Source organism: Pseudomonas fluorescens (assembly GCF_002022275.1).
GTDB lineage: Bacteria > Pseudomonadota > Gammaproteobacteria > Pseudomonadales > Pseudomonadaceae > Aquipseudomonas > Aquipseudomonas fluorescens_AJ.
The window spans coordinates 1-24307 of sequence record NZ_MSDF01000004.1; the positions used below are offsets into that span (position 1 = coordinate 1).

Annotated in this window: 23 protein-coding genes; 11 read left to right on the forward strand and 12 right to left on the reverse strand. The window is 59.5% G+C overall.

The features are described from left to right. Positions 1 to 160 precede the first annotated feature (160 nt). Positions 161 to 982: an SDR family oxidoreductase gene (locus BFW87_RS01800; protein WP_078738290.1), complete on the reverse strand. Its 822-nt coding sequence runs from the start codon at positions 980 to 982 to the stop codon at positions 161 to 163. A gap of 330 nt (positions 983 to 1312) precedes the next feature. Between BFW87_RS01800 and BFW87_RS01805 the strand changes: the two genes are divergently transcribed. Further along, on the forward strand, positions 1313 to 1465 hold the full coding sequence (locus BFW87_RS01805; protein WP_015885095.1) for a DUF3309 family protein: 153 nt from the start codon (positions 1313 to 1315) through the stop codon (positions 1463 to 1465). Positions 1466 to 1520: 55 nt separating this feature from the next. Here the strand turns inward: BFW87_RS01805 and BFW87_RS01810 are convergent, their stop codons facing one another. The 5 genes from BFW87_RS01810 to BFW87_RS01830 all read right to left on the reverse strand — a co-directional run bounded on the left by BFW87_RS01810 (position 1521) and on the right by BFW87_RS01830 (position 7308). Beyond that, positions 1521 to 3611, reverse strand: a complete 2091-nt coding sequence (locus BFW87_RS01810; RefSeq protein ID WP_078738291.1) for an LTA synthase family protein — start codon at positions 3609 to 3611, stop codon at positions 1521 to 1523. A 410-nt stretch (positions 3612 to 4021) separates the two neighbouring features. Next, positions 4022 to 4213 (reverse strand): PLDc N-terminal domain-containing protein, encoded by a 192-nt coding sequence (locus BFW87_RS01815; protein WP_003172956.1) that lies wholly within the window; start codon positions 4211 to 4213, stop codon positions 4022 to 4024. A 68-nt stretch (positions 4214 to 4281) separates the two neighbouring features. After that, positions 4282 to 4812 (reverse strand): hypothetical protein, encoded by a 531-nt coding sequence (locus BFW87_RS01820; protein WP_078738292.1) that lies wholly within the window; start codon positions 4810 to 4812, stop codon positions 4282 to 4284. A 41-nt stretch (positions 4813 to 4853) separates the two neighbouring features. Further along, positions 4854 to 5369 (reverse strand): ankyrin repeat domain-containing protein, encoded by a 516-nt coding sequence (locus BFW87_RS01825; protein WP_078738293.1) that lies wholly within the window; start codon positions 5367 to 5369, stop codon positions 4854 to 4856. A 112-nt stretch (positions 5370 to 5481) separates the two neighbouring features. After that, complete coding sequence (locus tag BFW87_RS01830) at positions 5482 to 7308, reverse strand: long-chain-acyl-CoA synthetase (protein WP_078738294.1); 1827 nt, start codon at positions 7306 to 7308, stop codon at positions 5482 to 5484. 395 nt (positions 7309 to 7703) lie between these two features. On the opposite strand from BFW87_RS01830, the gene BFW87_RS01835 reads away from it, so the two are divergent. Next, positions 7704 to 7982 (forward strand): DUF3509 domain-containing protein, encoded by a 279-nt coding sequence (locus BFW87_RS01835; RefSeq protein ID WP_016970113.1) that lies wholly within the window; start codon positions 7704 to 7706, stop codon positions 7980 to 7982. 57 nt (positions 7983 to 8039) lie between these two features. On the opposite strand, the gene BFW87_RS01840 is transcribed toward BFW87_RS01835, so the two are convergent. Beyond that, on the reverse strand, positions 8040 to 8318 hold the full coding sequence (locus BFW87_RS01840) for a response regulator transcription factor (protein WP_254865845.1): 279 nt from the start codon (positions 8316 to 8318) through the stop codon (positions 8040 to 8042). Positions 8319 to 8534: 216 nt separating this feature from the next. Then, positions 8535 to 9389, reverse strand: coding sequence for a LysR substrate-binding domain-containing protein (locus tag BFW87_RS01845; RefSeq protein ID WP_254865846.1), 855 nt, complete (start codon positions 9387 to 9389; stop codon positions 8535 to 8537). 136 nt (positions 9390 to 9525) lie between these two features. Here BFW87_RS01845 and BFW87_RS01850 point away from each other — a divergent pair, with 136 nt between their 5' ends. From BFW87_RS01850 to BFW87_RS32430, 7 genes are all read left to right on the forward strand, one after another. Further along, entirely contained in the window at positions 9526 to 10770 is a 1245-nt protein-coding gene (locus BFW87_RS01850; RefSeq protein WP_078738296.1) for an MFS transporter, read from the forward strand. A 348-nt stretch (positions 10771 to 11118) separates the two neighbouring features. Then, positions 11119 to 11892, forward strand: coding sequence for a taurine catabolism dioxygenase TauD (locus BFW87_RS01855; RefSeq protein ID WP_254865847.1), 774 nt, complete (start codon positions 11119 to 11121; stop codon positions 11890 to 11892). Positions 11893 to 11953: 61 nt separating this feature from the next. Next, positions 11954 to 13129, forward strand: coding sequence for a pyridoxal phosphate-dependent aminotransferase (locus BFW87_RS01860; protein ID WP_078738298.1), 1176 nt, complete (start codon positions 11954 to 11956; stop codon positions 13127 to 13129). Between the two features lie 42 nt (positions 13130 to 13171). After that, the gene (locus BFW87_RS01865) at positions 13172 to 15082 is read left to right on the forward strand and encodes an FAD/NAD(P)-binding protein (protein WP_078738299.1); all 1911 of its coding nucleotides are present in this window, start codon (positions 13172 to 13174) and stop codon (positions 15080 to 15082) included. 22 nt (positions 15083 to 15104) lie between these two features. Next, positions 15105 to 15695 (forward strand): cysteine hydrolase family protein, encoded by a 591-nt coding sequence (locus tag BFW87_RS01870; protein ID WP_078738300.1) that lies wholly within the window; start codon positions 15105 to 15107, stop codon positions 15693 to 15695. Between the two features lie 13 nt (positions 15696 to 15708). Beyond that, on the forward strand, positions 15709 to 16134 hold the full coding sequence (locus BFW87_RS01875) for a cupin domain-containing protein (protein ID WP_176159696.1): 426 nt from the start codon (positions 15709 to 15711) through the stop codon (positions 16132 to 16134). Continuing rightward, on the forward strand, positions 16131 to 18152 hold the full coding sequence (locus BFW87_RS32430) for an aconitase family protein (RefSeq protein ID WP_078738302.1): 2022 nt from the start codon (positions 16131 to 16133) through the stop codon (positions 18150 to 18152). Before BFW87_RS01875 ends, BFW87_RS32430 begins: the two co-directional genes overlap by 4 nt. A 39-nt stretch (positions 18153 to 18191) precedes the next feature. Here the strand turns inward: BFW87_RS32430 and BFW87_RS01885 are convergent, their stop codons facing one another. From BFW87_RS01885 to aroC, 3 genes are all read right to left on the reverse strand, one after another. Next, positions 18192 to 18725 (reverse strand): acireductone dioxygenase, encoded by a 534-nt coding sequence (locus BFW87_RS01885; protein ID WP_078738303.1) that lies wholly within the window; start codon positions 18723 to 18725, stop codon positions 18192 to 18194. Next, positions 18722 to 19882 (reverse strand): MFS transporter, encoded by a 1161-nt coding sequence (locus BFW87_RS01890; RefSeq protein ID WP_078738304.1) that lies wholly within the window; start codon positions 19880 to 19882, stop codon positions 18722 to 18724. The genes BFW87_RS01885 and BFW87_RS01890 overlap by 4 nt, the downstream gene beginning before the upstream one ends. Before the next feature lie 73 nt (positions 19883 to 19955). After that, positions 19956 to 21047, reverse strand: coding sequence for a chorismate synthase (gene aroC, locus BFW87_RS01895; protein WP_078738305.1), 1092 nt, complete (start codon positions 21045 to 21047; stop codon positions 19956 to 19958). Between the two features lie 143 nt (positions 21048 to 21190). On the opposite strand from aroC, the gene BFW87_RS01900 reads away from it, so the two are divergent. After that, on the forward strand, positions 21191 to 22153 hold the full coding sequence (locus BFW87_RS01900) for an alpha/beta hydrolase (protein ID WP_078738306.1): 963 nt from the start codon (positions 21191 to 21193) through the stop codon (positions 22151 to 22153). Between the two features lie 99 nt (positions 22154 to 22252). Continuing rightward, on the forward strand, positions 22253 to 23059 hold the full coding sequence (locus BFW87_RS01905) for a hypothetical protein (RefSeq protein ID WP_078738307.1): 807 nt from the start codon (positions 22253 to 22255) through the stop codon (positions 23057 to 23059). Between the two features lie 129 nt (positions 23060 to 23188). Here BFW87_RS01905 and prmB read toward each other — a convergent pair whose 3' ends face one another. Next, positions 23189 to 24097 carry a 50S ribosomal protein L3 N(5)-glutamine methyltransferase gene (prmB, locus tag BFW87_RS01910; protein ID WP_078738308.1) on the reverse strand — a complete coding sequence of 303 codons (909 nt, stop codon included), beginning with the start codon at positions 24095 to 24097 and terminating at the stop codon, positions 23189 to 23191. Positions 24098 to 24307 lie beyond the last annotated feature (210 nt).

A 24307-nucleotide genomic window follows, 5' to 3' on the forward strand; every position in this document is an offset into this window, starting at 1 on the left:
GATTCAAGCCGGAGTGAGGGCACACCGAGCCTAGGCGAGGTGCCGAGTGGTGGGGCAAGAGCCCTTTGGTTACTTTGGGGCTCTTTTCCAAAGTGACCCGCCGTAAGGGCGGAACCAATACCCGCCGTGACCGCAGCAACGGATATCCCCCAAACCCAGCTCACCCCTTAACACCCCCCACCTGCGCCTTGGCCCGCATCTTGTCCGCCATCACCGCCATCTCGTCATACAACAACGCAGGATTCTTCTGCTTCAACGCCCAAGCCATCCTCCCCTGCTCATGGGGCAAAATCATAAACTCCCCCTCAGCCACCCGCTGATAGATGTAGTCAGCAATGTCAGCCGCCGAAATCGGCGAACTCTCCAGCAGCTTGCCCACCTGCGCCTTCATCGCCGGCGTCGGCCCACGAAACGAATCCAGCAAGTTGGTCTGGAAAAACGACGGGCACACCACATGCACCCCCACTTCCTGCTGCCTGAGTTCCACCAGCAAACTCTCCGACAACGCCACCACACCCGCCTTGGCCACGTTGTAATTGCTCATGGCCGGACCCTGCATCAGCGCCGCCATCGAAGCAATGTTAATAATCCGTCCCTTGCTCTTCTCCAGCAACGGCAGGAACGCCTTGCAACCCTTGACGACGCCCATCAAGTTGATCGCAATCTGCCAGTCCCAATCCTCCAGCGACAATTCGGCAAAGAACCCGCCCGAGGCCACACCGGCGTTGTTGACGATCACATCAATGCCGCCCAGCTTCACTTCACAAGCCTGAGCAAAGGCAGTGAGCTGGCTGTAGTCACGCACGTCGCAGCGCTGGACAAACCCGTCACCGCCCGCCTCGCGTACCAGCTTGAGGGTTTCCTGCAAGCCCGGCTCGCTCACGTCCGACAAGGCCAGCTGCCAACCCTCGCGGGCCCAGCGCAAAGCGATTTCACGGCCCAGGCCCGACCCGGCGCCGGTAATCATCATGCGATTTTGCATAGGAACATTGCCTTGTGGTTCACAGAAGAAGTGATCGGCAGTGTAGCGAAGGTTTTTCCAGTACCCACGCACCATCCAATTGATGAATGCCTCGGGCAAACCGGGGGCCGGGTGCGAGATTGGCTTATAGCGTAAGTTCAATCTTTTTCAACTAAAGCGCGGCAGTTGTGAACGCATTAAAAGAAATAAGCACGTGTGCAAAATGCTTTAAGAAAACATGGAATTTTTTGCGAAGAGGCACAGTCGGAGTTGTTAAGGCGTCCGTACTTGAAACGACGGGCCTGTCGTTAAATAACCGGTCTTTGCAGAAGGCCTATAAGGAAAAAAACCATGAGCCTCATTCTGATCATTATCCTGATTCTGTTGCTGGTCGGCGGCCTGCCCGTGTTCCCGCATTCGCGTAACTGGGGTTATGGCCCGTCGGGCATTCTGGGCGTTGTCCTGGTTGTTCTGCTGGTACTGTTGTTACTCGGTCGGATATAAAATCCAGTCAAAAAAAAGAGGCCTCCTGGAGGCCTCTTTTTTTATGCACGGTTACTTAGTCCGGCTTGCCATTGATCACACCGGCGGTGTTATCCAACAGGCTCTTGGTAGCCGTTTGCAGGAACGATTCAAGTTTCTGCTTCAGCGCGGCTTCGTCCGGGGACTCGGCGATCACTTTGCCAGTCGGCTCGGCGCCCAGTTGGTACTCCCACAACTTGGGTGGCATTTCCTTGGGCAGTACCAGCACGCGGTCACCCGTGAGCAACGCGACGGTCTGGTCGCTGCCCGACGGCTTGATCACGCCGAAACCCTTGTCGCCTTCCGGCAGGTTCAGCAAGTCGCGGCCCCAGCACTGGTGCAGGGTGTCACCACCCAGGCGGCCCATGATGGTCGGCACGATGTCGATCTGGGTACCCACCGTGTGATCACGCTCGCCGAACTTATCCTGAATGCCCGGTGCGATCATCAACATAGGCACGTTGAAGCGGCCCAGGTCCATTTCGGTGATCTGTTGCTCGTTACCAAAACCGTGGTCACCCACGATCACGAACAGGGTTTCCTTGAAGTACGGCTCCTTGCGGGCCTTCTCAAAGAACTGGCCCAGGGCCCAGTCGGAGTAGCGCATCGCCGTCAAATGTTCGTCGAGGCTGCCGCGGCCGGTGACTTTATCCACTGGCAACGGGTTTGGAAGTGCGTACGGCGTGTGGTTGGACAGGGTTTGCAGCAGTGCGTAGAACGGCTTGCCGCTTTCACCACGGGTTTTCAACTCTTCCAGGCCACGGCTGAACATGTCCTGGTCAGACACGCCCCACGTCGGGTCAGAGAACACCGGGTTGACGAAGTCGTTGCGGCCAATGAAGTTGGTCATGCCCTGGTTGCTGAAGAAACCCGACTGGTTGTCCCAGGCAAAATCGCCGTTGTAGACATACACGTCGTCAAAATTGCGCGCGCTGAGCAACTGCGGCAGGCCGGACAGCTTGTGGCTGCCTTCCGGTGTCTGCATCAGGTATTCGAAGCCCGGCAAATTCGGGAAGCACGCCATGGTGGCGAACATACCCTGGTGGGTGTGAGTACCGTTGGAGAAGAAGCGATCGAACAGCAGGCCCTCCCTGGACAGTTTGTCGAAGTACGGCGTGATGTTGCCCGGGCGGCCCAATGCACCCACCGAGTGACCGGCGAAGCTTTCCATCAGGATGACCACAACGTTCTTGATCGGCAGGGTTTTCTCGGCCGGTGGCGTGTAGTCACGGCGCACCGCGGCAATGTCGGTGTCTACCAGTTTTTCCTGCGGCAATACCAGCATGTCACGCACGGTCTGGGTGGCCAGAGGCTGCTCCAGGGTGGCTTTCCAGATGTTGGAACGCTCTTCGGAGAAGCGCGACTTGGCCGCAGCGATCAACGACAAAGTGCCGTTCAGGCCCAACTGGTTGGCGAAGTTGGAGTCGGTGGTGTAGACGTCACCCCAACGCAGTGGCGGGCCCTGGCGCAGGGTGCCACGGATCGCGACCACGGCGATCAACAGGCAAACCACGAATACCGCGATGCGCGTGTACCACGGCGCCACCTGGCGGGTGCCAATGCTGCCGCCGCTGAACGGGCCGCGTGGGCGTGTTGCGCGGTCGGCGCCCTTGAAGGCAATGCTCAGGATCAGCGTACCCACGGCCCAGGCCAGCAGGTAGCGCACCACCGGGAAACCGTACCAGAGCATGCTCATCACGGTTTTCGGGTCTTCCTTTACATACTGGAAGACCAGGCCGTTGAGGCGCTGGTGGAATTCACGGTAGAAGTCCATTTCCATCAGGCCCAGGAACAGGGCAATGCTCGACGCGACGGTCAGCCACAAACGGAAGAACCCGCGTGCCGCCATGGCCCGAACGCTGAATAAGGCCAGCAGCAGCGGGACCAGCAGGTACATCACCAGGCGTATATCCAGGCGCAGGCCGTTGGCGAACGCTTCAAGGAAGGTCGAGGCCGGCGTGTCGAGGATCATCTCGCGGTTGTAGACCAGCAGCGCCAGGCGCAGCAGGGAGAACATCACCATCATGACCAGTGCGCAGAGCGCCGTGTACGCCAGATGGGATTTGACGGTCGGTTGCAGCAGGCGATTAGAAGCTCGCTGCTGACTCAGGGCGTCCGGGTTTGCCATGTCGTTTCAGGACCCATTGGAAGTTTAAGTTGCGAAATAATGCGGTGGCGTCCGTCCCTCGCCCAGGCCTGCTGGGGTAGGCGGTTAACGCGGTGGCGCAAATGGTGCCCGATCAATGGCATCAACGCTATTAATTACTGAACGAGCACTGTAGCGCAGCCTTTAATGACACTGGCGCTAGAGCCTTGGAAGTGCTGTAAAAGCGGGCGGATTGTCTTGGATAAGATGTGAAAATTGTGTGCAGCGAATATTTCGAAACATAAATCTTCAGAATGCGCTGAAGGCAAATGTGGGAGCGGGCTTGCCCGCGATTGCGATCTAACAATCAGCATTGCTGTGACTGGAAGATCGCCATCGCGGGCAAGCCCGCTCCCACATTTACTGTATCCACTTCACATCGGATGAAGTGTTTAAATCCGCACATTCCCCCGTGGCCCGGCAATCGCCCAGATAATCAGGCCCAGTACCGGCAGCAGCAGGATCAACAGAATCCACAGCACTTTGGCGCCCGTGCTCGCGCCGCTTTTGAATACGTTGATGATCGCCCAGATATCCAGCGCAAGGATGATCAGGCCAATCAGGCCATTAAACGTCGAACCCATGGTGTCGCTCCTAAAGTGAGGGCATGCCTCTTTAGGATAGTCAGCCGTGGCGGCGGTTCCGTTTTATTTCAGACGTGGACCGCGACGCGCAACGCCTCCAGCGATGGCTCGGCTTTGATGCCGACTTCGGCACACAACTCCAGCACACGTGGCAGGTCGTTGCCATACACCAGTACCGCCTGAATTTCGTCATCCAGTAATTGGCTGAAGTTCAGCAGCACATAGCCGCCGTCTTCCGGGCTCAGGGCGCTCATCTGGATCTGGATGCGGTTGAGCGCAGTCAGATTTTCGGTCTTGGCCAGTTGCTTGGGCTTGAGGTTGAATGCCACGCCGGGGCCGAACGAGGCAACAATCTGCGCAAACAGGTCGCCGTAGGTGTCGGCCTGGAACAGCACGGTGTCGGGCAGGCTGCCGACCACCACCCACTCACCGAGTGGGATGGGGAACGTGTCGTCGTAGTTGATATCCGGATTCGCCGTCAGGAAGGCCGCCGGGTCCGCGTAGGCCTGGGCTGCCTCGTTGGCGATGCGTGCCACCTCGTCCTCGCCCATGACGCCGGCGCTGATTTTGCTGATAAGTTCGACGAGGGCGGTTTGCATGGGGCGATCCTGTAACGGGCTGGCTTTTGAGGGCGCGTAGCCTACACCAGTTTCTGCAACTGCGCCGCCGTATCCACGGCGCCCATGGTCTGCGCTGCCGCCAGAGCGGTGGCGCCCTGAGCGTCAGTGGCCTTGGGGTTGGCGCCCTGGCCAAGCAAGTAATCCAGCATTTCGACGCGGTTGAACATCGCGGCCAGCATCAGCGCAGTACGGCCGTCAGAGGACGCGGCATCCACCGGCGCGCCGCCTTCAATCAACGCCTTGACCACTGGCAGGTTGCCTTTGAACGCCGCACCGGCAATCGGCAGCTGGTTCTTGTCATTGGCAATCTGCGGGTCTGCCTTGAATTCGAGCAGCACTTTCACCGCATCGGGGTGGCCGTGGTAGGCCGCGAGCATCAGCAGGGTGTCGCCATTGTGGTTGCGCAGGTTGGCCGGCAAGCCCTTGGCCAGCAGCGCGGCGAGCATGGCGGCATCACCGCGGCGGGCCACGTCGAAGACCTGCTCGGCAAATTCGGCGGCTTCGTCTTCGGTCATTTGTTTGGGCTGGTCTGACATGTGGGGCTCCTTGTCTGGTGTGCCTTAATAGGCGCCCAGTGTCGCGACGGAGTTCCCCGCTGTCATGCCTTTTTTGCCAAAAGTGGCCATAGGCAGAATCAATTACACCCTTTTAATAACGGAAGTGCCCGTCTTGTATCTGCGCCAACAGCTGGCCAGTCACCGGTACGTAGCAATCCGAGCCGGGCAGCCACGCAAAGACCGGGTCATTACCGGCCTTGTCCGGGTCGAACGCCTCCTCCTTGAGTTTGACCTTCTGATATTTGAAGGTGCCGGTGGTTTCCATCTTTACCTTGATGCGCAGAAACAGCGGCACCGCGTAATGCGGCAGCTGGCCATGAGCGAATTGCAATAACTCGCGCATGTCGAGGGCGGCCAGGGATTCGCTCGGAGTGATGGCGACCATGCCCGCGCGGCCGTTAGTGTTTTCGATCTCGACGCCATACGCGACCACCTCGGCGATCTGCGGATGTTGCAGCAACACGTTCTCGACTTCGGTGGTGGAGACGTTTTCGCCCTTCCAGCGATACGTGTCGCCGAGGCGGTCGATAAATTGCGCATGGCCGAAACCGATACTGCGCAACAAGTCGCCGGTATTGAAGTAACGGTCGCCTTTTTCAAATACGTCGGTGAGCACCACCTTGCGGTTCTTTTCCGGGTCGGTGTAGCCGTCAAACGGCGACTTTTCATCGATCCTGGCCAGCAGCAGCCCCTGCCCGCCCGTTTGCACCTTGCGCATAAAACCATCGCGACCACGCAGTGGCTCGCCCGAATCATGGCTGTAGTCCACCAGCGCCCAGTGCTGCAAGCAAAAGCCGATGGTGTTGTCGAAATTCAATACGTTGGTAAAGCCGATATTGCCGTCACTGGCTGCATACAGCTCGCAGACATGCTCAACCCCGTAGCGTTGCTTGAATTGCGCCCACACCCCCGGGCGCAGGCCATTGCCGACCATTTTGGTCACCTGGTTATCGCGGTCCTGAGCACTTGGCGGCTGGTCGAGCAGGTAACGACATAACTCGCCGACATACCCCAGGGTAGTCGCCTTGAACCTGCGTACGTCATCCCAGAACTGGCTCGCGCTGAACTTGCGCCGGATGGCAAACCCCGACGCCCCGACAATCGCCGAACCCCAGCACACACACAGCCCGGTGGCGTGATACAGGGGTAGCGTGCAATACAGGACATCGTCCGGGCCCATGTCCAGCGCGATGCTGCTGAAGCTGACGGCGGTTTTGGTCCAGCGCCCGTGCTTCATGATGCCGGCCTTGGGCAGCCCGGTGGTGCCGGAGGTGTAGATATAGAAGCAGGGGTCATTAAAGAAGATCTGCGCGGTGCTGGCGGGGTTGTCCTCGCTGCAGTCGGCACTGGCGGTTATCAGGTCGATATAGCCTTCGGGCGCCGTGGTTGCCTGCTGGTCGGCAATAAACCAGGTGTGCTCAGCGTCGATCGCCACCTGATCGCGCACGGCCCCGTGGGGGGCTACCAATTCCGCCCCCACCACGATTGCCACCGGGTTGACCAGAGTGAGGCTATGCACCAGCGCCGCTTGAGTTTGCGAGGTATTGAGCATGGCGCAGATGCCGCCCAGCTTGGCCACGGCCAACACGCTCAACAGCAATTCGGGACGATTTTCAATAAACAGTGCGACGACATCACCTTTGCAAATGCCCTGCGCCCTCAAGTGATGAGCAATGCGGTTGGCGCGCCGGTTGGCTTCGCTGTAGCTGATTACGCTGTCGCCGTACAACAAGGCCGCGCCGTCCGGGTTGCGAGAGGTCGCCTGCTCGAAGTGCCAGCCCAGGCCACAGGGTTGACCCGGATCGGTGACGTTCGCCGCGCGCATGCCGCGCACCACACGTGGCAGGGCTCGAACAATGGAGGGCAGCTTACGCAACATCATGCCCCAGGTGATCATCTCGTCTTGCTGATGGCTCATGGAGGAACGTCCTTTTTCTTATTCTTCATCTGATCCGAAAACTACGGCAGCCTTGTAAGCAGCAGGCCGAACGCCTTGCAGGAAAATACGCCTGCGCTTCTTTCGCTGTACACGCGGGATTTGAAAAGTTTTGTATCCCGCGTCGCAGCGCCACCGAAACGGAATTTCGCGGCCCGCAGGGGGTCATTATTTGTAACGGCGCACGGAAACGATTGGCGCCGACAACGCAAAATGCAGGATGCACGATGGCCATTCATGCAATTTGCACGAAAACGGAAATTCTGAAATTTTTCAACTGATTGATTTATAAGGATTTTTTAACAAACTTAATACTGGCACAATCACTGCACCTATCACTCCATGCTTGCCAACTTGAGCCAACGGAGCTGATAGACATGAGCCTGATCCAAGATAAATTCGCTTCTGTATTCTCCCAATACGACGTCACCACTCAGCCACGTCCTGACGGCGGTATCCTGCTGACCCTGCGCAACAGCGAAGGCAAACAGGTCAAACGTTCGATCTCGTACCAGCAGCTGCACACCGCCGATCAACTGACTTGGGTGATCAGCGCCATTCGCCGCGACCTGGCCGAACAAGCCAGTGAACTGCCGCAGATTTCCATGCTGCAAAGCCAGAACCGCTTTGCATTGCCGACCTACCATTCGGCTTAAGCACTCGAAACGAAAAAGGGCCGCGACGCCATCAAGCGTCGCGGCCCTTTTTTGTGTTCAACACAGCCCTTGGCGGGCGGCTTCATTCATCGCTTGAACACGGTTGGTCACTTGCAACTTGCCGTAGATATTACGCAGGTGGAACTTCACCGTCGCTTCGGAAGTGTCGCGAATCTGGCTGATTTCCCAGACAGTCTTGCCTTCCGCAGCCCATCGCAGAATCTCCAGCTCCGTCGGTGTCAAGGGTTTGCCAGACAAGCTCAGGCGCTGTCTTTGCAACCTGGACCCGCTGTCCGACTCGCTCGACGGTGATTCCAACGCCTCTGTGCTGCTCATAACTCTCTCCCTTGCAGTGACTTCGCCATACCGACCTTCGGAATTATCCTATTGACAGACGGTATAAACATTGAGGTCAGAGAGAGTTACATAACCTTGATAACCGAAACGCAAGGCTGATCATAAACAGCCGAGCCTTACATTAAATTAAGGCTCTTCCCACAACAAATTCCAACTTACCGGGGTTGACCATTTTCAGCAGCTGGATATCCCCGCCTAATTCACCACTTCGCTGCGAATCGCCTGGGTAACGATACTCGCCAGACGCTCGGTCAGTTGATCAGGGGTGGCCTCTCGTCGGTGCAGGGTCAGCGCGATACTGGGCAACGGCGGCAACCCCCGCTCTGCGGCCGCCAATACCGCTGTGCCGGCCTGCATACCGAGGGATGTCCTGATGGTGTAGCCCAGACCGGCTTCGGTGGCCGCCGATAGGCCGTTCAGGCTGGAACTGGTGAACGATAACAGCCAGGGAATGCCCTTGCCGGTCAGGGCTTGCGTCGCCATCGAATGAAACGGGCACGGCGCATCAAAGGCAATGATCGGCAAGGGCTCGCCCGACTCGGCGCTCCAGTTCAGGTATTCATGCGAAGAACCGATCCACTGCATGGGCAACTCCGCCACGCGTTCCTGGTAGCCGCCTTTATGCCCGTCTCCCCACACCACGGCGAGGTCGAGTGAGCCATTGTCGATTCGACTGAGCAGGTCCGCGTTACGCGCGATCCTGGCTTCTACCCGAACCTCCGGATGGGCCCTGGCGAAGCGGCCCAATACCGTGGGCAAAAAGCCACTCAGGTCTTCCTGCAGGCCGAGGCGCACCCAGCCCTTGAGTTTGAGCTCGGACACGGCAGTGACCGTTTCGTCATTGAGGCTCAACAAGCGCTTGGAGTAGTTCAGCAGCACCTCCCCCGTATCTGTCAGCGCCAGCCGTCGCCCGGCCTTGGTGAACAAGGGCGAGCCCGCCTGGGCCTCGAGCTTTTTCAGTTGCGCGCTGATGGCGGAAGTCGAGCGGGCGAGTTTCTGCGCCGCCTTGGCAAAACTGCCCATTTCAACGCCCGTGACGAAGCTACGCATGACGTCCAAATCGAAATTCACCGGTCGCATAATCATCCTAATTTTCGGGACTAATGAGCTAAATAATTTGATATTCGGAACGATGCGCCCGTGAGAGCCTTTTGCCAACAAATATTGGTCTTTTTTTGGAGTGCTTATGCCAGTCGATAACGGTCACCGCTGGAAAGTGCTGGGGGTCGGCGTTGCGGCCAATGCCAGCTTTTCCAGTGTCGTCGGGGGGCTGCCGGCAACAGCCATTTATATGCGCGCCACCTACCAACTCGACAATACGCAGTTGGGCCTGGTGCTGGGCGTACTGGGGTTGGGCATTGCCATCAGCGAAATCCCTTGGGGTTTGCTGACGGATCGTTGGGGCGATCGCCCGGTATTGCTCACCGGCCTGCTGAGTTCCGGTATCGCCCTGGCACTGTTGGCGGTGCTGGCACTCTACCTACCCACCCTGGCCTTGCTGGCGATCGGGCTGTTCATCGTCGGCCTGCTCGGCAGCAGCGTTAACGGAGCCAGCGGCCGCGCGATCATGGCGTGGTTCAAAGAAGGCGAACGGGGCCTGGCCATGAGCATCCGGCAAACGGCCGTTCCCGGCGGCTATGCGCTGGGGGCATTGATCCTGCCGTACCTGGCGCATACCTACGGCTTCGTTCAAGTGTTTGGCGCCAGCGCGCTGTTTTGCCTGGTGGCCAGCTTCTTTGCGTGGTTATGGCTATACGAGCCGGACTTCGATGGAAAGGCTGCTAAAAAGTCCGGCGCAACGCCCGGCAGCAGCCCGCTGAAAGACTCACGGGTGTGGCGCATCGTCTTGGCCATCGGCCTGCTCTGTGCCCCGCAGTTCGCGATCCTCACCTACGCAGCGGTGTTCTTCCACGACTTCAGCCACCTGGACATCACCCTGGTCTCGGCGACCCTGGCGGTTATCCAGATCGGCGCGATTGTCAGCCGTATCTGGAGCGGGCGCTGGACCGACAAGAACAAAAATCGCCGCAGCTACCTTAAAGCCTGCGCCTGGCTAAGTGCCCTGACCTTCCTGCTGCTGGGCGCAACCGTCTCGATCGCCAGCACGTATGGGATGAGCCAAACACCGCTGGCCAGCACCCTGATCATCGCCGTGATGGTAATCGCCGGTATCAGCGTATCCGCCTGGCACGGCGTGGCCTACACCGAACTCGCCACTCTGGCCGGTGCCAGCCGAGCGGGCACCGCACTGGCGATGGGCAATACCTGTGTGTTTGTGGTGCTGTTTGCTACGCCCATCGCAGCGTCGGCGCTGATGACACATTTCTCGTGGGGCACGGTATGGCTGGCCGCGGCCTTCTGTGCACTGTTGACCGTGCCGTTGTTTCCCCGTGTAGAGAAAAACTATGCATTGGAACTGGGTTCTGCCTGAACCCGCTCCGGTTGCCCTTTAACCCCCTCAAGCAAACAACCGTAGTAACTGCCGTAAACAAGGGCTGACTCGCTCAGCCTTTTTCCAATTGGACATATCCTTATTACATTGGAGGTAAACATGACACCTCGATTTATCTTTGCGCCTGAAGAAAAGGCTCAGTTATTCCAACTATTGGAACGATCGAGCGTTTCTCCTTACACCCATTATCCGGCCTTTTCCGAGGAAATAAAAAACCTGAGACATCTGGCACCGCCACGCTTTATTACGCTCTGCCAAGAGATATTCCATGAGCGCGCAACCCAACAACAAAAGATCCATGTCATTCGCAATTGCCCCCTGGATGTAGTGATTCCCGATCTGGACCCCAATGACCCGGTAAAAGATAAATACCTTAAAAAAACCCGCTTTATCAGTGAAGCGTTTCTGGAGTTGTTTGCTCAACTGACGCATACCCCGCTGCTGTCTTATGAAACCAGAAACCAGGGAGACTTCTTTACCGATGTGATAGCCATCAAGAAATACAGCGGGCAACTCACCGGGTTCAGCGACAGCGAACTGGTGTTCCACAACGACCGCACGGCGCATAAAGTCAGGGCCGATTACATCACCCTGCTGGGCCTGCGCTGCCCCGAGGATGACTTGATCTACACCGGTTACATCGACGGTGTCGACATTGTCAGCCACCTGGACCCTGTACACATCGACTACTTGCGCCACCCGCACTTTCTGACGACGTTCGACGTGTTTTCCCGCGACATGAACAAACAACTCAGCACCTCGGAAAAGCATCCGATCCTCAGCAACAGCCACTCCATCCGCTACCTCGATACGATGACCTACGTCGCGCCGGAGGCACCGCTTGAAGCGCGGGACGCGTTCATTGCCTTCAAACACGCCATGACCCGCTCCCAATGCAAACGGCACCGGATTCTCACCGGCGACCTGCTGACGTTCGCCAACCAGGACGGCCTGCATAACCGCGAAAAAATAGACATCCTCAATCCGCAGAACGCCACCTCGCGGTGGTTATTGAAAACCTATGCGTTCAAGGATTTACCTACCGCCGATAGTTACAAACCCTTCTGGTCCAACAACCGTGCCGGTTGCGTCATTGATTAATACAGCGTCAAACACTCTTCTACTGACGGCAGACTATAGATAACTTTATAAGGTGATTTAAATGCGTTTACGCGCGCTCTCCAAACGGGTTCAACAACTAGAACTTTCGGAAACATATGCGATTTTGGACACAGTGCGTAAATTGCGGGAACAGGGTGAAAATGTCGTCGATCTGGGCGGCGGGGAACCTGACTTCAGGACACCTGATCATATCGTTCATGCTGCCGTAAATGCACTGGCCGAAGGCGAAACTCACTATACCGCCAGCCGTGGCACCAAAGCGTTACTTGACGCCGTCGCTCATAAATATAAGAAAGAGCATGGGCTTGAACTGGATGCCCACAAAAACATCATTATTACGCCCTCGGCCAAACATGCCCTGTTTATTGCACTGATGACGTTACTGGATGACGGCGACGAATTGATCGTGCCCACTCCCAGTTGGGTCAGTTACAAGGCAATGGCAGCGATGGCCGGGGCCACCGTCAAAGCGGTGCCCCTGGATGCAAAGACCGGCTTCAGGCTGGATCCGGAACAGCTGGAACGGGCAATCACGCCGCGCACCAAGGCCATTTTGATCAACAACCCGAATAACCCGACCGGTCGTGTATTGAGCCGCGAGGAAGTACTCGGCGTGGTGCAACTGGCACTGAAATATGGCTTGTACATTGTCAGCGACGAAATCTACGAGAAGGTGCTCTATGACCAATCGCGGCATATCGCCATTGCCAGCGTGGAAGGCGCTGCGCCGATTACCGTGACGATCAGCGGGTTCTCCAAAGCCTATGCCATGACGGGCTGGCGCCTGGGTTATGTGGTCAGCAGCGTGGAAGTTTCCGCACAGTTGCTCAAGGTGCACCAGCACACCGTCGGCTGTGCCGGCTCCTTCATCCAGAGTGGCGGCGTGGCGGCCCTCGAAGGCTGCCAGCAACGGATCGCGCAAATGGTGGTGGCTTACCAGCGGCGACGCGACCGGCTCGTCAGCGGGCTCGAAAAAATCAAGGGTATTACCTGTGTTGCACCTGAAGGCGCGCTGTATGTATTTGCGTCGATATCAGCACTGGGGTTCGAAAACTCGATGGCCTTTACACGCTGGTTGCTGGAGACGGTGAAAGTCGCCGTCACCCCGGGCACCGCGTTTGGTGAGGGCGGCGAAGGCTATGTGCGCCTTTCATTTGCAGGCAGTGATGAAGACATCGACGAGGCAGTCCGCCGACTTCATCACGCGTTCAAATAACGGCCTCAATGACTCTTGAATGCTTCAAACAGACTCAAAGGAATGACTATGCCTTCCGTGAATAACGCCCATTTTGCATCTGCGCACCGCATTGCGATCATTGGCAGCGGCCCGCGCGGCCTGTCTGTCCTCGAACGTCTCGCCGCCCTTCTGTTGACACAGCCACCCGCCCGGCAGGTGCTGATTTATCTGATAGACAGCGCCCCGATCGGCACCGGCCGAATCTGGAGAACCGACCAGCCCCGCCACTACGTGATGAACACGGTGGCGGAGGAAGTCTCGTCCTTCTCCGGCCCGCTGGATGACGGGCCTACGCGGCCCGGCGCAGGTCCGTCCCTGGCGCAATGGTGGAGCGCGGTGGACCCGGCCTATCCTGGCCAGAACGCGTATGCACCCCGCGCCGTGCATGGCGAGTACATGCAGTTCGTGCTGGCCACCATCGAGGAAAGTTTCGGCCCGAACATATCGCTGCAGCGGGTCTGCGGCAACGTCGTCGACCTAGCCGATACCCCCCACCTGCGCACCCTGACGCTGGACAACGGCCAATCCCTGGACGTGGATAAGGTGGTCATCGCCACCGGGCATCCGACCCCGGAATTGACCGGTTGGGAAAAGCACCTGCAGCAGTTTGCCGACCAGACCGACGGCGTTGCGTTTATCCGTGGCGACTCCGCCGCAGACATGCCGCTGTCGATGATCGAGGCGCACCACCAGGTCGGTATCGTCGGCCTGGGCCTGGCGTTTCACGATATCGTCGCCGCCCTGACGGTGGGGCGTGGCGGCACGTTTACGAAGGTAAACGGCGTCACAACGTATACCCCGTCAAATCTGGAGCCCAAGCTGTTCGCGGGATCACGCAGCGGTATGTTGATTCCTGCCCGTGGCCGCAACCAGAAGGGGCCCAACTTCCAGTACCAGCCCCTGTGCATCACCCGCGAGAAAATTGATGCGTTGCAAAAGCGCGGTGATATCGACTTCTCTGCCGAAGTCCTGCCACTGCTGCTGACCGAAATCAACATCGTGTATTTCGCGACAGCCCTGCGTATCCAAAAAGACGCCGAAACGGCGCTGCAATTCAAGACGCGGGTAGCCGATCTGCAGTTGTTCTCACCGCAGGCGCTGGCCGCCGAAGCCGAGCGATTCGGCGTCAAACCCCTTGCAGCACTGGACCTTGACCTGCTGGCGCGCCCCTTCCGGGCACAAACCTTCGACAGCCCGGCGGATTTCGCCCAAGCCCTGGACCGCGTGCTGCTGGACGACCTGCAAAACGCGCTCGAAGGCAACGTAGACAACCCACTCAAGGCGGCACTGGACACCATCCGCGATACCCGCGCCCTTATCAGGAGCGTGGTCGACTTTGGGCGACTCACGCCCAACACCCACCGCAAGGACTTTCTCCAGGCGTACGCACCCACGAGTTTGTTCCTGACCGCGGGGCCACCGCTCTACCGCACAGAACAGATACGCGCGCTGATCGCTGCGGGCGTGCTGACCCTGGTGGGCCCCGAAACCGTCTATGGCACAGACGTCGAGCACCAGAAGCTGACGATCGAATCGCCTCGCGTCGGCCATTCCCGGCGTCTGCTCGATATCGTCATCGACGGGCGTATTCCTTCACCCGACCTGCTCCGGGATCCGTCGACCCTGACTCGCGCCCTGGTACGGCGAGGCTATTGGAACAACTACGTTAATGAAAACGCCACTGAGCGTTTCGTCACAGGCGGCGTCAACGTCACCCCCGGCCCGTATCACCCGATCAACAGGCACGGCCAGCCGTTGGAGCATCTCTACGTCCTCGGTTTGCCCTCCGAACACACCCGCTGGTTCATGCAGGCCGGCAGCAGCCGGCCCGGGTTCTGGACTGATTTCGCTCAGGACGCCCATCACGTGGCCAACCACGCCATTGCGCCTGCCTGGGTCTCGGCCGCCGTCCCGCTCGCCGAAATGGCCTGATCCCCACTTAAAGGAATAAACAATGCCTACGAAAAAAGCACTACTGGTCATGGACTTCATCAACGAAATTGTCCATCCCGAGGGCGTTTATGCGCGTGAGGGTTATTACCAGCAGACCCAGAACCGCGAAGTACTGGATTATGCCGCTGCCGCACTCGAGCACGCACGGGCACTGCAATTGCCCATCATCTATATCGTTGTCGGGTTCAATGAGCACTACCCGGAGTTTCCGCCCCATTCCCGGGTGTTCGCTCCGGCCAAAGAGCATGCCGTGCTCAAGCTGAACACCTGGTCGACCGAGGTGCATGAGTCGCTCGCACCGCGCAAGGATGAAATCATCATCGCCAAAAGCCGCGTCAGTCCGTTTTACCAGACCAACCTGGAACTGACGTTGCGCACCCTGGGGATTGAGGAACTGATCCTGACGGGTGTATCGACCGAACACGTGGTGCTCGCCACCACACTCGACGGCCATGACCGCGACTTTATCGTCACCGTGCTGGAGGACGCCTGCTGCGCCGTCACGCAGGAACGCCACCTGGCAGCGATCGAACGGATTTCACGCACCGCCAACGTCAGCTCGACGTCTCACTTTATCAATACCTGTGTGTAACAAGGACGCGACCATGACGCCTACCATTTTTAACCTGTTGACTGTTACCAACGAGCCGGACTCGATTAACTGGTCGGCGCACGCCCAATTGAATCGCAACGGTGCACGCATCCACACCTTGTTCGAATGCGCCGAGAGTGCCCAGCGCATCGCCTTGATTCGCTGCGATGCGGGCGCCAGCGCCGCGACGCACCAACATAATGGCCACGAAACCTTCCTGATTCTGGACGGTGATTTCGAAGATGAAAATGGCATTTACCACAAGGGCGACCTGGTCATTTACCCGCCGGGCAGCACCCATGCCTGGAAATCTTCGACGGGCGCGCTGATCTACGCGACGTGGGGCGGCACCGTGACCTCCCAGCCTCCTGCGGCGGCCTTTGCCGCGCCTGCGCCGGAGTACGACAACAGCATTTACGACGGCAGGCACCTGGTATGAATACACCGTTGAGCGAGGGTAAAGACCCGGCGCCGGGCACGCTGCGGCTTAATCCAAAACTGCTGTTCCTGAGCAATGACCCGCTGAAAATGTCGCAACAGCTGGGCGCACAAGCCCTCACCCTGGAGCAGGCCGCACCGCTGCGCGACGATATTTCCACCGATGAAATAACGCCAATTCCCGTATTGGCGTACTTCGACGACCGCCTGGCCTCCTACCCTTACGTGGGGTTAAAGACTGGCGCCGTGCTGCCCATCGGCAAAGACGATGTGGTGTCAGGCGGCTATGAAGTGACGGTCGCAGGCAAGCGTTACGGCAAGGGGTCTTCGCGTGAGCACAGCCCGTTGGCGGAGAAGAAGTCCGGCATCCGGCTGGTGATTGCCGAAAGCTTCGAACGCATCTACCGGCAAAACGCCGACAATATTGGCTTGCTCACCTCGACCGACCTGTCATTGATCCCGCGCTTGCTGGCGGGCGAAGAGATCGCGATCCTTGAGCTGATTGGCACACGAGACGCGCTGTCCACCGCCATCCTGCAGAGTGGCGGCCTGCTGCACTACGGCCGCAAGCACCTGCAGCACGCCGCCCATGCGCCTGGCAATAGCACCACGGGCTTGCCTGACAGACCACTGACCTTTGCCGAAAAGATCATCCACCGGCACTTGCTCAATGCGCCGGGTGCCGAACGTGTGGACTACGGCGCCGGCATTCTGATGCGCGCCGACTGGCGCTTCATTCATGAGTATTACACCGGGCTCTGTGCGCATTTACTCGAGGACTGCTTCGGCGACAGCTACGAGCTGCATCAACCCGAATCAATTCTGGCGTTTGAAGACCATCTGTCCTACAAGCGTCGAAGCCCGGCGCACCTGGGCCAGAACCTGGTAGGTGAGCTCGATGCCTTGTCCGACGCCCATCGCCATTTCGCGCAACGTCATGGGCTGAAGGCTCACGGGTACTTGCCCGACGAAGGCAGCGAAGGCATTTCCCACGCCATGATGGCGGAGTCCTACGCCCTCCCCGGCCAAGTGGTGGTGGGCACCGATTCCCATACCCCACACAGCGGTGCATTGGGCTGCCTGGCGTTTGGTGTAGGCACCACCGACATGGCCAATGCCTTCATGACGGGCTCGGTCAGGGCGGCTTACCCTGAAAGCCTGAAGATCTCGCTGTTGGGGCGGTTATCAGCCGGGGTGACAGCCAAGGACCTGGTCCTCGCGCTGCTGGCTGACAGCCGGATCAAAGCGGGTCTGGGGGTCGGCAAGATCTTTGAGTTCAGCGGCCCCGCCGTCGCGTTCCTGTCGACCGATGAACGCACAACGCTGACCAACATGACCGCCGAACTGGGTGGTTTTACCGGTATTGTCGTACCTGACTCGGAAACCGTGCGGTTCATCAAGGAGCGCCGGGGTCATGACTTCGAGCTCGAAGACTGGATGAGCAGTGACCCGGGGGCGGTGTATGCCGACACGATTGAACTGGACTGCCGCCGCATTGCGCCGATGATCGCCTCGCCCGGAGACCCGGGCAATGGGCGCAACCTGACCGACCTGAGCGAGCGCGTCAGTGTCGATATTGCTTACGGGGGCTCTTGCACCGCCGGCAAACGCGATGATTTTGACCATTACTTTGACGTTATCCGCTGGGCACTCGACAGAGGCTTGAAGTGTCACCCGAATGTGCAGTTATTCCTGCAGTTCGGCACGGTAGATGTGCGCGAGTACTGCGAACAGCAGAATTACCTGCCGGCCTTTCGTGCATTTGGTGCAGAGCTGCTCCAGCCGGCATGCGGCGCTTGTGCGAACTGCGGGCCAGGGTCTTCAGTGGAGAGGGAGCAAGTGACCGTCAGCGCCATCAACCGCAACTTCCCTGGCCGCTCGGGGCCCGGCCAAGTCTGGCTGGCGAGCCCGCCCACCGTGGTGGCCAGCGCAGTCGCGGGGTACATCACCTCATTCGGCGCGCTGCGTGCCCATCACGCGCAACACGCGCTGAACGCCGGTGAAGGTCTTTACGCGTAACGGATAACGCCGGAAGGGGCATGCGCCTCTTCCGGCGGGTCAGTCATCCAGCCCCGGGAACCCGGCGCCCGCCGTATCCCCCGTGAACTCAGGCACTGGGGCTTGCTGTGTGCGGGACAGGCGCAAGGTCACACAATGCGGGTTCTCACCGATATCAAAGCCATGCGCCAGGCCGGCCGGAATCACCAGCAGGTCGTTTTTGTCACAGCGTACGGCGTACACATAGTCGCCAACTCGCAAGTTGAACAACCCCTGCCCTGCGACGAAAAAGCACGCATGGTCTTCAGCGTAACGGCGCTCATCCCGGTACCGGGCACGCAATTCGTCTTTCTGAGGATGGTCGGTACTGACACGCTGCACTTCCACCGCGCCATAACCCAACGCATCGATCTGCGCCTTGTAGGCCGCAATCATCTGCGCCTCAGTGGCGCCTTGCTCCAGCGCCATAGCCGGCTGCCATCGCTCGAAACGCACGCCCTGCGCACTCAGGGTGGCGGCGATGTCCTCGACGTGGGTCAAGACTTTGTTCGGCGTATCGGGTGAGGCGACGGGGTAGACAGCGACATAACTCATTGAACGGTTCCTTTCTGCTCCGGCAATCGAAGGCCGATGATAAGGGCGGCGACCAGGGCGGCGACGCTGGCGATACTGAACGTCAGCGTGGGGCCCAACAGGTTCCAACTGTAACCGGCGTACAACGCACCCAGTGCACCGCCGGTTCCGGCGAGTGCGGCATACAGCGCCTGGCCCTGGCCTTGCTGGCGATCACCGAAACTGCGCTGCACAAAGGCGATCGCCGATGCGTGAAAGCTGCCAAAGGTGGCGGCGTGCATCACTTGCGCCAACAGCAACACCCAGAGGTATTCGGCAAATGACCCCAGCAGCAGCCAGCGCAGCGCCGCCAACAGAAAACTCGCCAGCAACACCCGGCGCACCGAAAAGCGCGTAAGGATGCGGCTCATGGCGAGGAACATCAGCACTTCCGCCACCACCCCCACCGCCCAGAGCAGGCCGATAACACCTCGGCTGTAACCGAGGTGTTCAAGGTGCAGGGTCAGGAAGGTGTAATACGGGCCGTGGCTCATTTGCATCAGCGCCACGCAGGCGTAAAACGCCAGCACGCCAGGGCTGCGCAGCTGTTTGAGGAAACCATCGCCAGCCACACGACTGCCGTGGGTAACGGGCTGCGCATTCGGCACCCACAGGCTGGCGCCGATGATCCCGGCCATGATCACCACGACCACCACCGGGTAGATGTCCAGGCTCAGCCAGTCGAATAGCCGGCCCATGATCACCACGGTGAGGATGAAACCGATGGAGCCCCACAGGCGAATCTGGCTGTAGCGCGAGGTTTGTTTTTGCAGGTGGGCCAGGGTGATCACTTCAAACTGCGGCAGCACGGCGTGCCAGAAGAATGCGTGGAGTGCCATCACCAGGGCGAGCCAGGCGTAGGTTTTACTGAAGAAGATCAGCGAAAAACTCGCCAGGGTGCACACCGCACCGAAGCGCACGATGGCCAGGCGCCGGCCGGTGTAATCCCCGAGCCAGCCCCATAGATTGGGCGCCACGCAGCGCATCAGCATGGGGATGGCCACCAGTTCGCCAATGCGCGCGCTGGAGAAACCCAGGTGATCGAAGTACAGCGCCAGAAACGGCGCTGTCGCCCCCAGCAGGGCGAAGTAGAAGAGGTAGAAGCTGGAGAGGCGCCAGTATGGGAGGGGGCTGGTCATGGGATTGCAGGGGGCTGCTGCGCAGCCCAACGCGAGCAAGCTCGCTCGCCACAACAAGCTCGCTTGCCACAGGTCACAGCTGGCCCAGCACCGGCGTGCTCACACGCACATCGGCGTTTTGCCCGCGGTTGCGCAGCAGATGGTCCATCAACACGATGGCCATCATGGCTTCGGCAATCGGCGTGGCGCGGATGCCGACGCACGGGTCGTGACGGCCTTTGGTGATCACGTCCACCGGGTTGCCGTGCACATCGATCGAGCGGCCCGGGGTGGTAATGCTCGACGTGGCCTTGAGGGCCAGGTGCGCCACGATCGGCTGGCCGGAGGAAATACCACCGAGGATGCCGCCAGCGTTGTTGCTGAGGAAACCTTCCGGCGTCAATTCGTCGCGATGCTCGGTGCCACGCTGGGACACGCACGCAAAGCCGGCGCCGATTTCCACGCCTTTCACCGCGTTGATGCTCATCAGCGCGTGGGCCAGTTCAGCGTCGAGGCGGTCGAAGATCGGTTCGCCCAGGCCCGGCTTCACGCCTTCGGCGACGACGGTGATCTTGGCGCCAACGGAGTCTTGATCACGGCGCAACTGGTCCATGTAGGCTTCCAGCTCAGGCACCTTGTCCGGGTCCGGGCTGAAAAACGCGTTGTTTTCCACACTGTCCCAAGTCTTGAACGGGATTTCGATCGGGCCCAGCTGACTCATGTAGCCACGCACCACGATGCCCTGGGTGGCCAGGTATTTCTTGGCGATGGCACCGGCGGCCACGCGCATCGAGGTTTCGCGCGCCGAGCTGCGGCCGCCGCCGCGGTAGTCGCGCTCGCCGTATTTGTGGTGGTAGGTGTAGTCGGCGTGGGCCGGGCGGAACAGGTCCTTGATCGCCGAGTAGTCCTTGGACTTCTGGTCGGTGTTGCGGATCAACAGGCCGATGGCGCACCCGGTGGTGCGGCCTTCGAACACGCCGGAGAGGATTTCGACTTCGTCGGGTTCCTGGCGCTGGGTCGTGTGGCGGCTGGTGCCGGGCTTGCGGCGGTCGAGGTCACGCTGCAGGTCTTCCAGGGACAGCTCGAGGCCTGGCGGGCAGCCGTCGACAATGGCGACCAACGCCGGGCCATGGCTTTCGCCCGCGGTGGTGACAGTGAACAGCTTGCCGAAGGTATTGCCGGACATGCAGGGCGCTCCGTGAAATCAGTTGAATCAACTCAACCGTAATAACTTAAGGCGGCCAGTATACGCAGGCTAACCGACTAGTTCATCCTCGAAACCTTACCGGTAGACATCTGTCCAACCGGCACCTTCCTGATGATGGCGCGATGATGCTGCGAGTTCTGCTTTTGACCCTTACTCTTTTTTCCAGTCTTGGCTTCGCCGCCTCCCCTGTGGTGCTGCAACGGCCCATCAGCCTCGACACCGGCAGTGGCGAGCTGTTTGGCTCGCTCCTGCTGCCCAAATCCGACAAGCCCGTGCCCGTGGTGCTGATCATCGCCGGCTCCGGCCCTACCGACCGGAACGGCAACAGCGCCGATGGCGCGCGCAACGACAGCCTCAAGCGCTTGGCCTGGGTGCTGGCCCGCAACAACATCGCCAGCGTGCGCTACGACAAACGCGGCGTCGCGGCCAGCCTGGCCGCCACGCCCGACGAACGCAACCTGACCCTGGACGCCTATGTGTCCGACGCCGTGGCCTGGGGCAAATTGCTCAAGGCCGACCCACGCATGGGCCCGCTGATTGTGTTGGGCCACAGCGAAGGCGCGTTGGTCGCCGCCCTCGCCGCGCCGCAACTGGAACCCGCTGGAGTGATTTCCCTGTCCGGAAGCGCCCGCCCAGTGGATCAGGTCATCCGCCAGCAACTGGCCGATCACCTGCCCCCTGCCCTGTTGCTGCGCAGCAATGAAATTCTCGACCATCTCAAGGCTGGCCAAGTGGATGCCGACGTGCCTGGCCCATTGGAAGGAATCTTCCGACCTACCGTGCAGCCATATCTGATCAGCCTGTTTCGCGCCGACCCGTCGGCCGCATTCGCCAAGCTGACCATGCCGGCGCTGATTATTCAGGGCACCAACGATATCCAGGTCGGCGTCGCGGATGCTCAGCAGTTGAAAAGGGTCAAGCCCGACGCGCACTTGACGGTGATCGAAGGCATGAACCACGTGATGCGTATCGTGCCCAAGGATGTGAAGGAGCAACTGGCGTCCTATAACGATCCGAAACTGCCGCTGGCCGCCGAACTGGGCACGCGCATCGTGCGCTTTATCGACGGACTTCAACCCCGTTAAGCGACTATTTGCCTCCAGTCCTCGGGAAAGCGGCCGATAAGCCAAGAGTCGACAGCAAAAAGGCTGCCGACTCGCAAGGCTTGGACAGGATCGCGCCGCATGACTACCACCGAAGCAACACCAGAACCCATCGCCGACACCCCGGCTGAAAAAACCGAGGCCGTCGAGGCGGCGGCACTGCCGTGGGCGGACGTACAGGCCGAACATTTCAAGATGCTGCGCCTGGCGCCCCTCGCCACCGATCGCGCCACCGGCGTGCGGCCGCTGCGGTTTGTGCAGTTCGGGTATGCCGAGCGCAACGATAAACACCGCAGCCTGTTACGCATGGTCATCCAGTTACCGGGCCAGCGCGTGCGCCGCGAGCAGAACCACCTGGATATCTGGGTCGACCACGACACCCACCGCGTGCACTTTGGCCCGGGCAACAGCCTGGAAATCGAGCCGGCCAACCGTGGCATCGGCCGCTTTCTGGTGGCCCAAGGCGCCGCCTGGGCGAAAAAACGCTGGTCGCACTACCGCGTTGACGGCGTGGACCTCGCCAACAAAGACGCACTCAACGAAGCCACCCGCCTGCGCCGCGATCACTTTTTGCGCATTCAGGGCTTCGATGTGGCTTACGCCGATGTGCAGCACCTGAAAGGCAATGTGCAGCCGGGCAAGGTCAGCGACGTGCTGGACAGCTGGAACACCGAGAAGGTGCAGTTCGTGGAAATCCTCGAAGCTGCGCAGATGTTGCAGCAGGCCGAGCACAATCTGGCGGAGCAGGAAGTGAAGCTGCGCAAGGAAGAGGATAAGGTCACCAAGTTCAAGCGCGAGGACAGTGGGTTGCGCTTTACCATTACGTGTCTGGTGGCATTTACGGTGTTTCAGGCGGGGTTGTTGATCTGGATTGCGACACACCGCTAGTCGATTGGAATGCAATCTGAATGGTGGGAGCTGGCTTGCCTGCGATAGCGGTAGGTCAGTGAGCACATCTGTTACTCATAGACCGCGATCGCAGGCAAGCCAGCTCCCACATTGACCGTGTTCCTGCCCTTAAACGCGGGCGGCGAATACGGTCTGGTGCTGGCGGCACTGTTCAGCCGTCAACATGAACACGCCGTGCCCACCGCGCTGGAAGTCCAGCCAGGCGAAATCCACTTCCGGGTACAGCGCTTCAACGTGTACCTGGCTGTTGCCCACTTCCACAATCAACAAACCCTTCTCGGTCAGGTGGTCGGCGGCTTCGGCCAGCATGCGCCGCACCAGGTTCAAGCCGTCATCGCCGCAGGCCAGGCCCAGTTCAGGCTCGTGCTGGTATTCGTCGGGCATGTCAGCGAAGTCTTCGGCGTCCACGTACGGCGGGTTGGACACGATCAGGTCAAACCGCTGACCTGGCAAGCCATCAAAGCCGTCGCCCTGCACGGTGTACACGCGCTCATCAACGCCGTGACGCTCGATGTTTTGATTGGCCACTTCCAGGGCTTCGAACGACAAGTCGCCCAACACCACTTCGGCGTCCTGGAACTCATACGCACACGCAATCCCGATGCAACCCGAGCCGGTGCACAGGTCGAGGATGCGCGCTGGCGGTTGGGCCAGCCAGGGGGCGAAGCGGTTTTCGATGAGTTCGCCAATCGGTGAGCGCGGGATTAACACGCGCTCGTCGACGATAAACGACATGCCGCAGAACCAGGCCTCCTTCAACAGGTAAGCCGTCGGCACACGTTCATGAATACGACGGTGCAGCAAACGCTGAACGTGGGAGATTTCCTCTTCTTCGAGGTTGCAGTCCAGGTAACTGTCGTTGATTTCCCACGGCAGGTGCAAGGCACCCAGCACCAGTTGCCGGGCTTCGTCCCAGGCGTTGTCGGTGCCATGGCCGAAAAACAGGTCTTCCCCATGGAAACGGCTGACAGCCCAACGGATATGGTCGCGCAATGTGCGCAGGCGGGATGTGATCACGGGGGAGAACTCCTGGAAAAAACGACTGAGGATTCTAACAGCCTTCGCCTGTATGGACGATGTACGAAACACCCTCGCCGTACGTCGGAATTCATCCAAATTGCCATCATTGCGATAAACAAGCCGTGCACTTGACATCGCTGCACGCCAACAACGGCGTACCTTACGAGGGTAGCGATTCACAGAACCGCTCAGCCAGTGGACAATGTC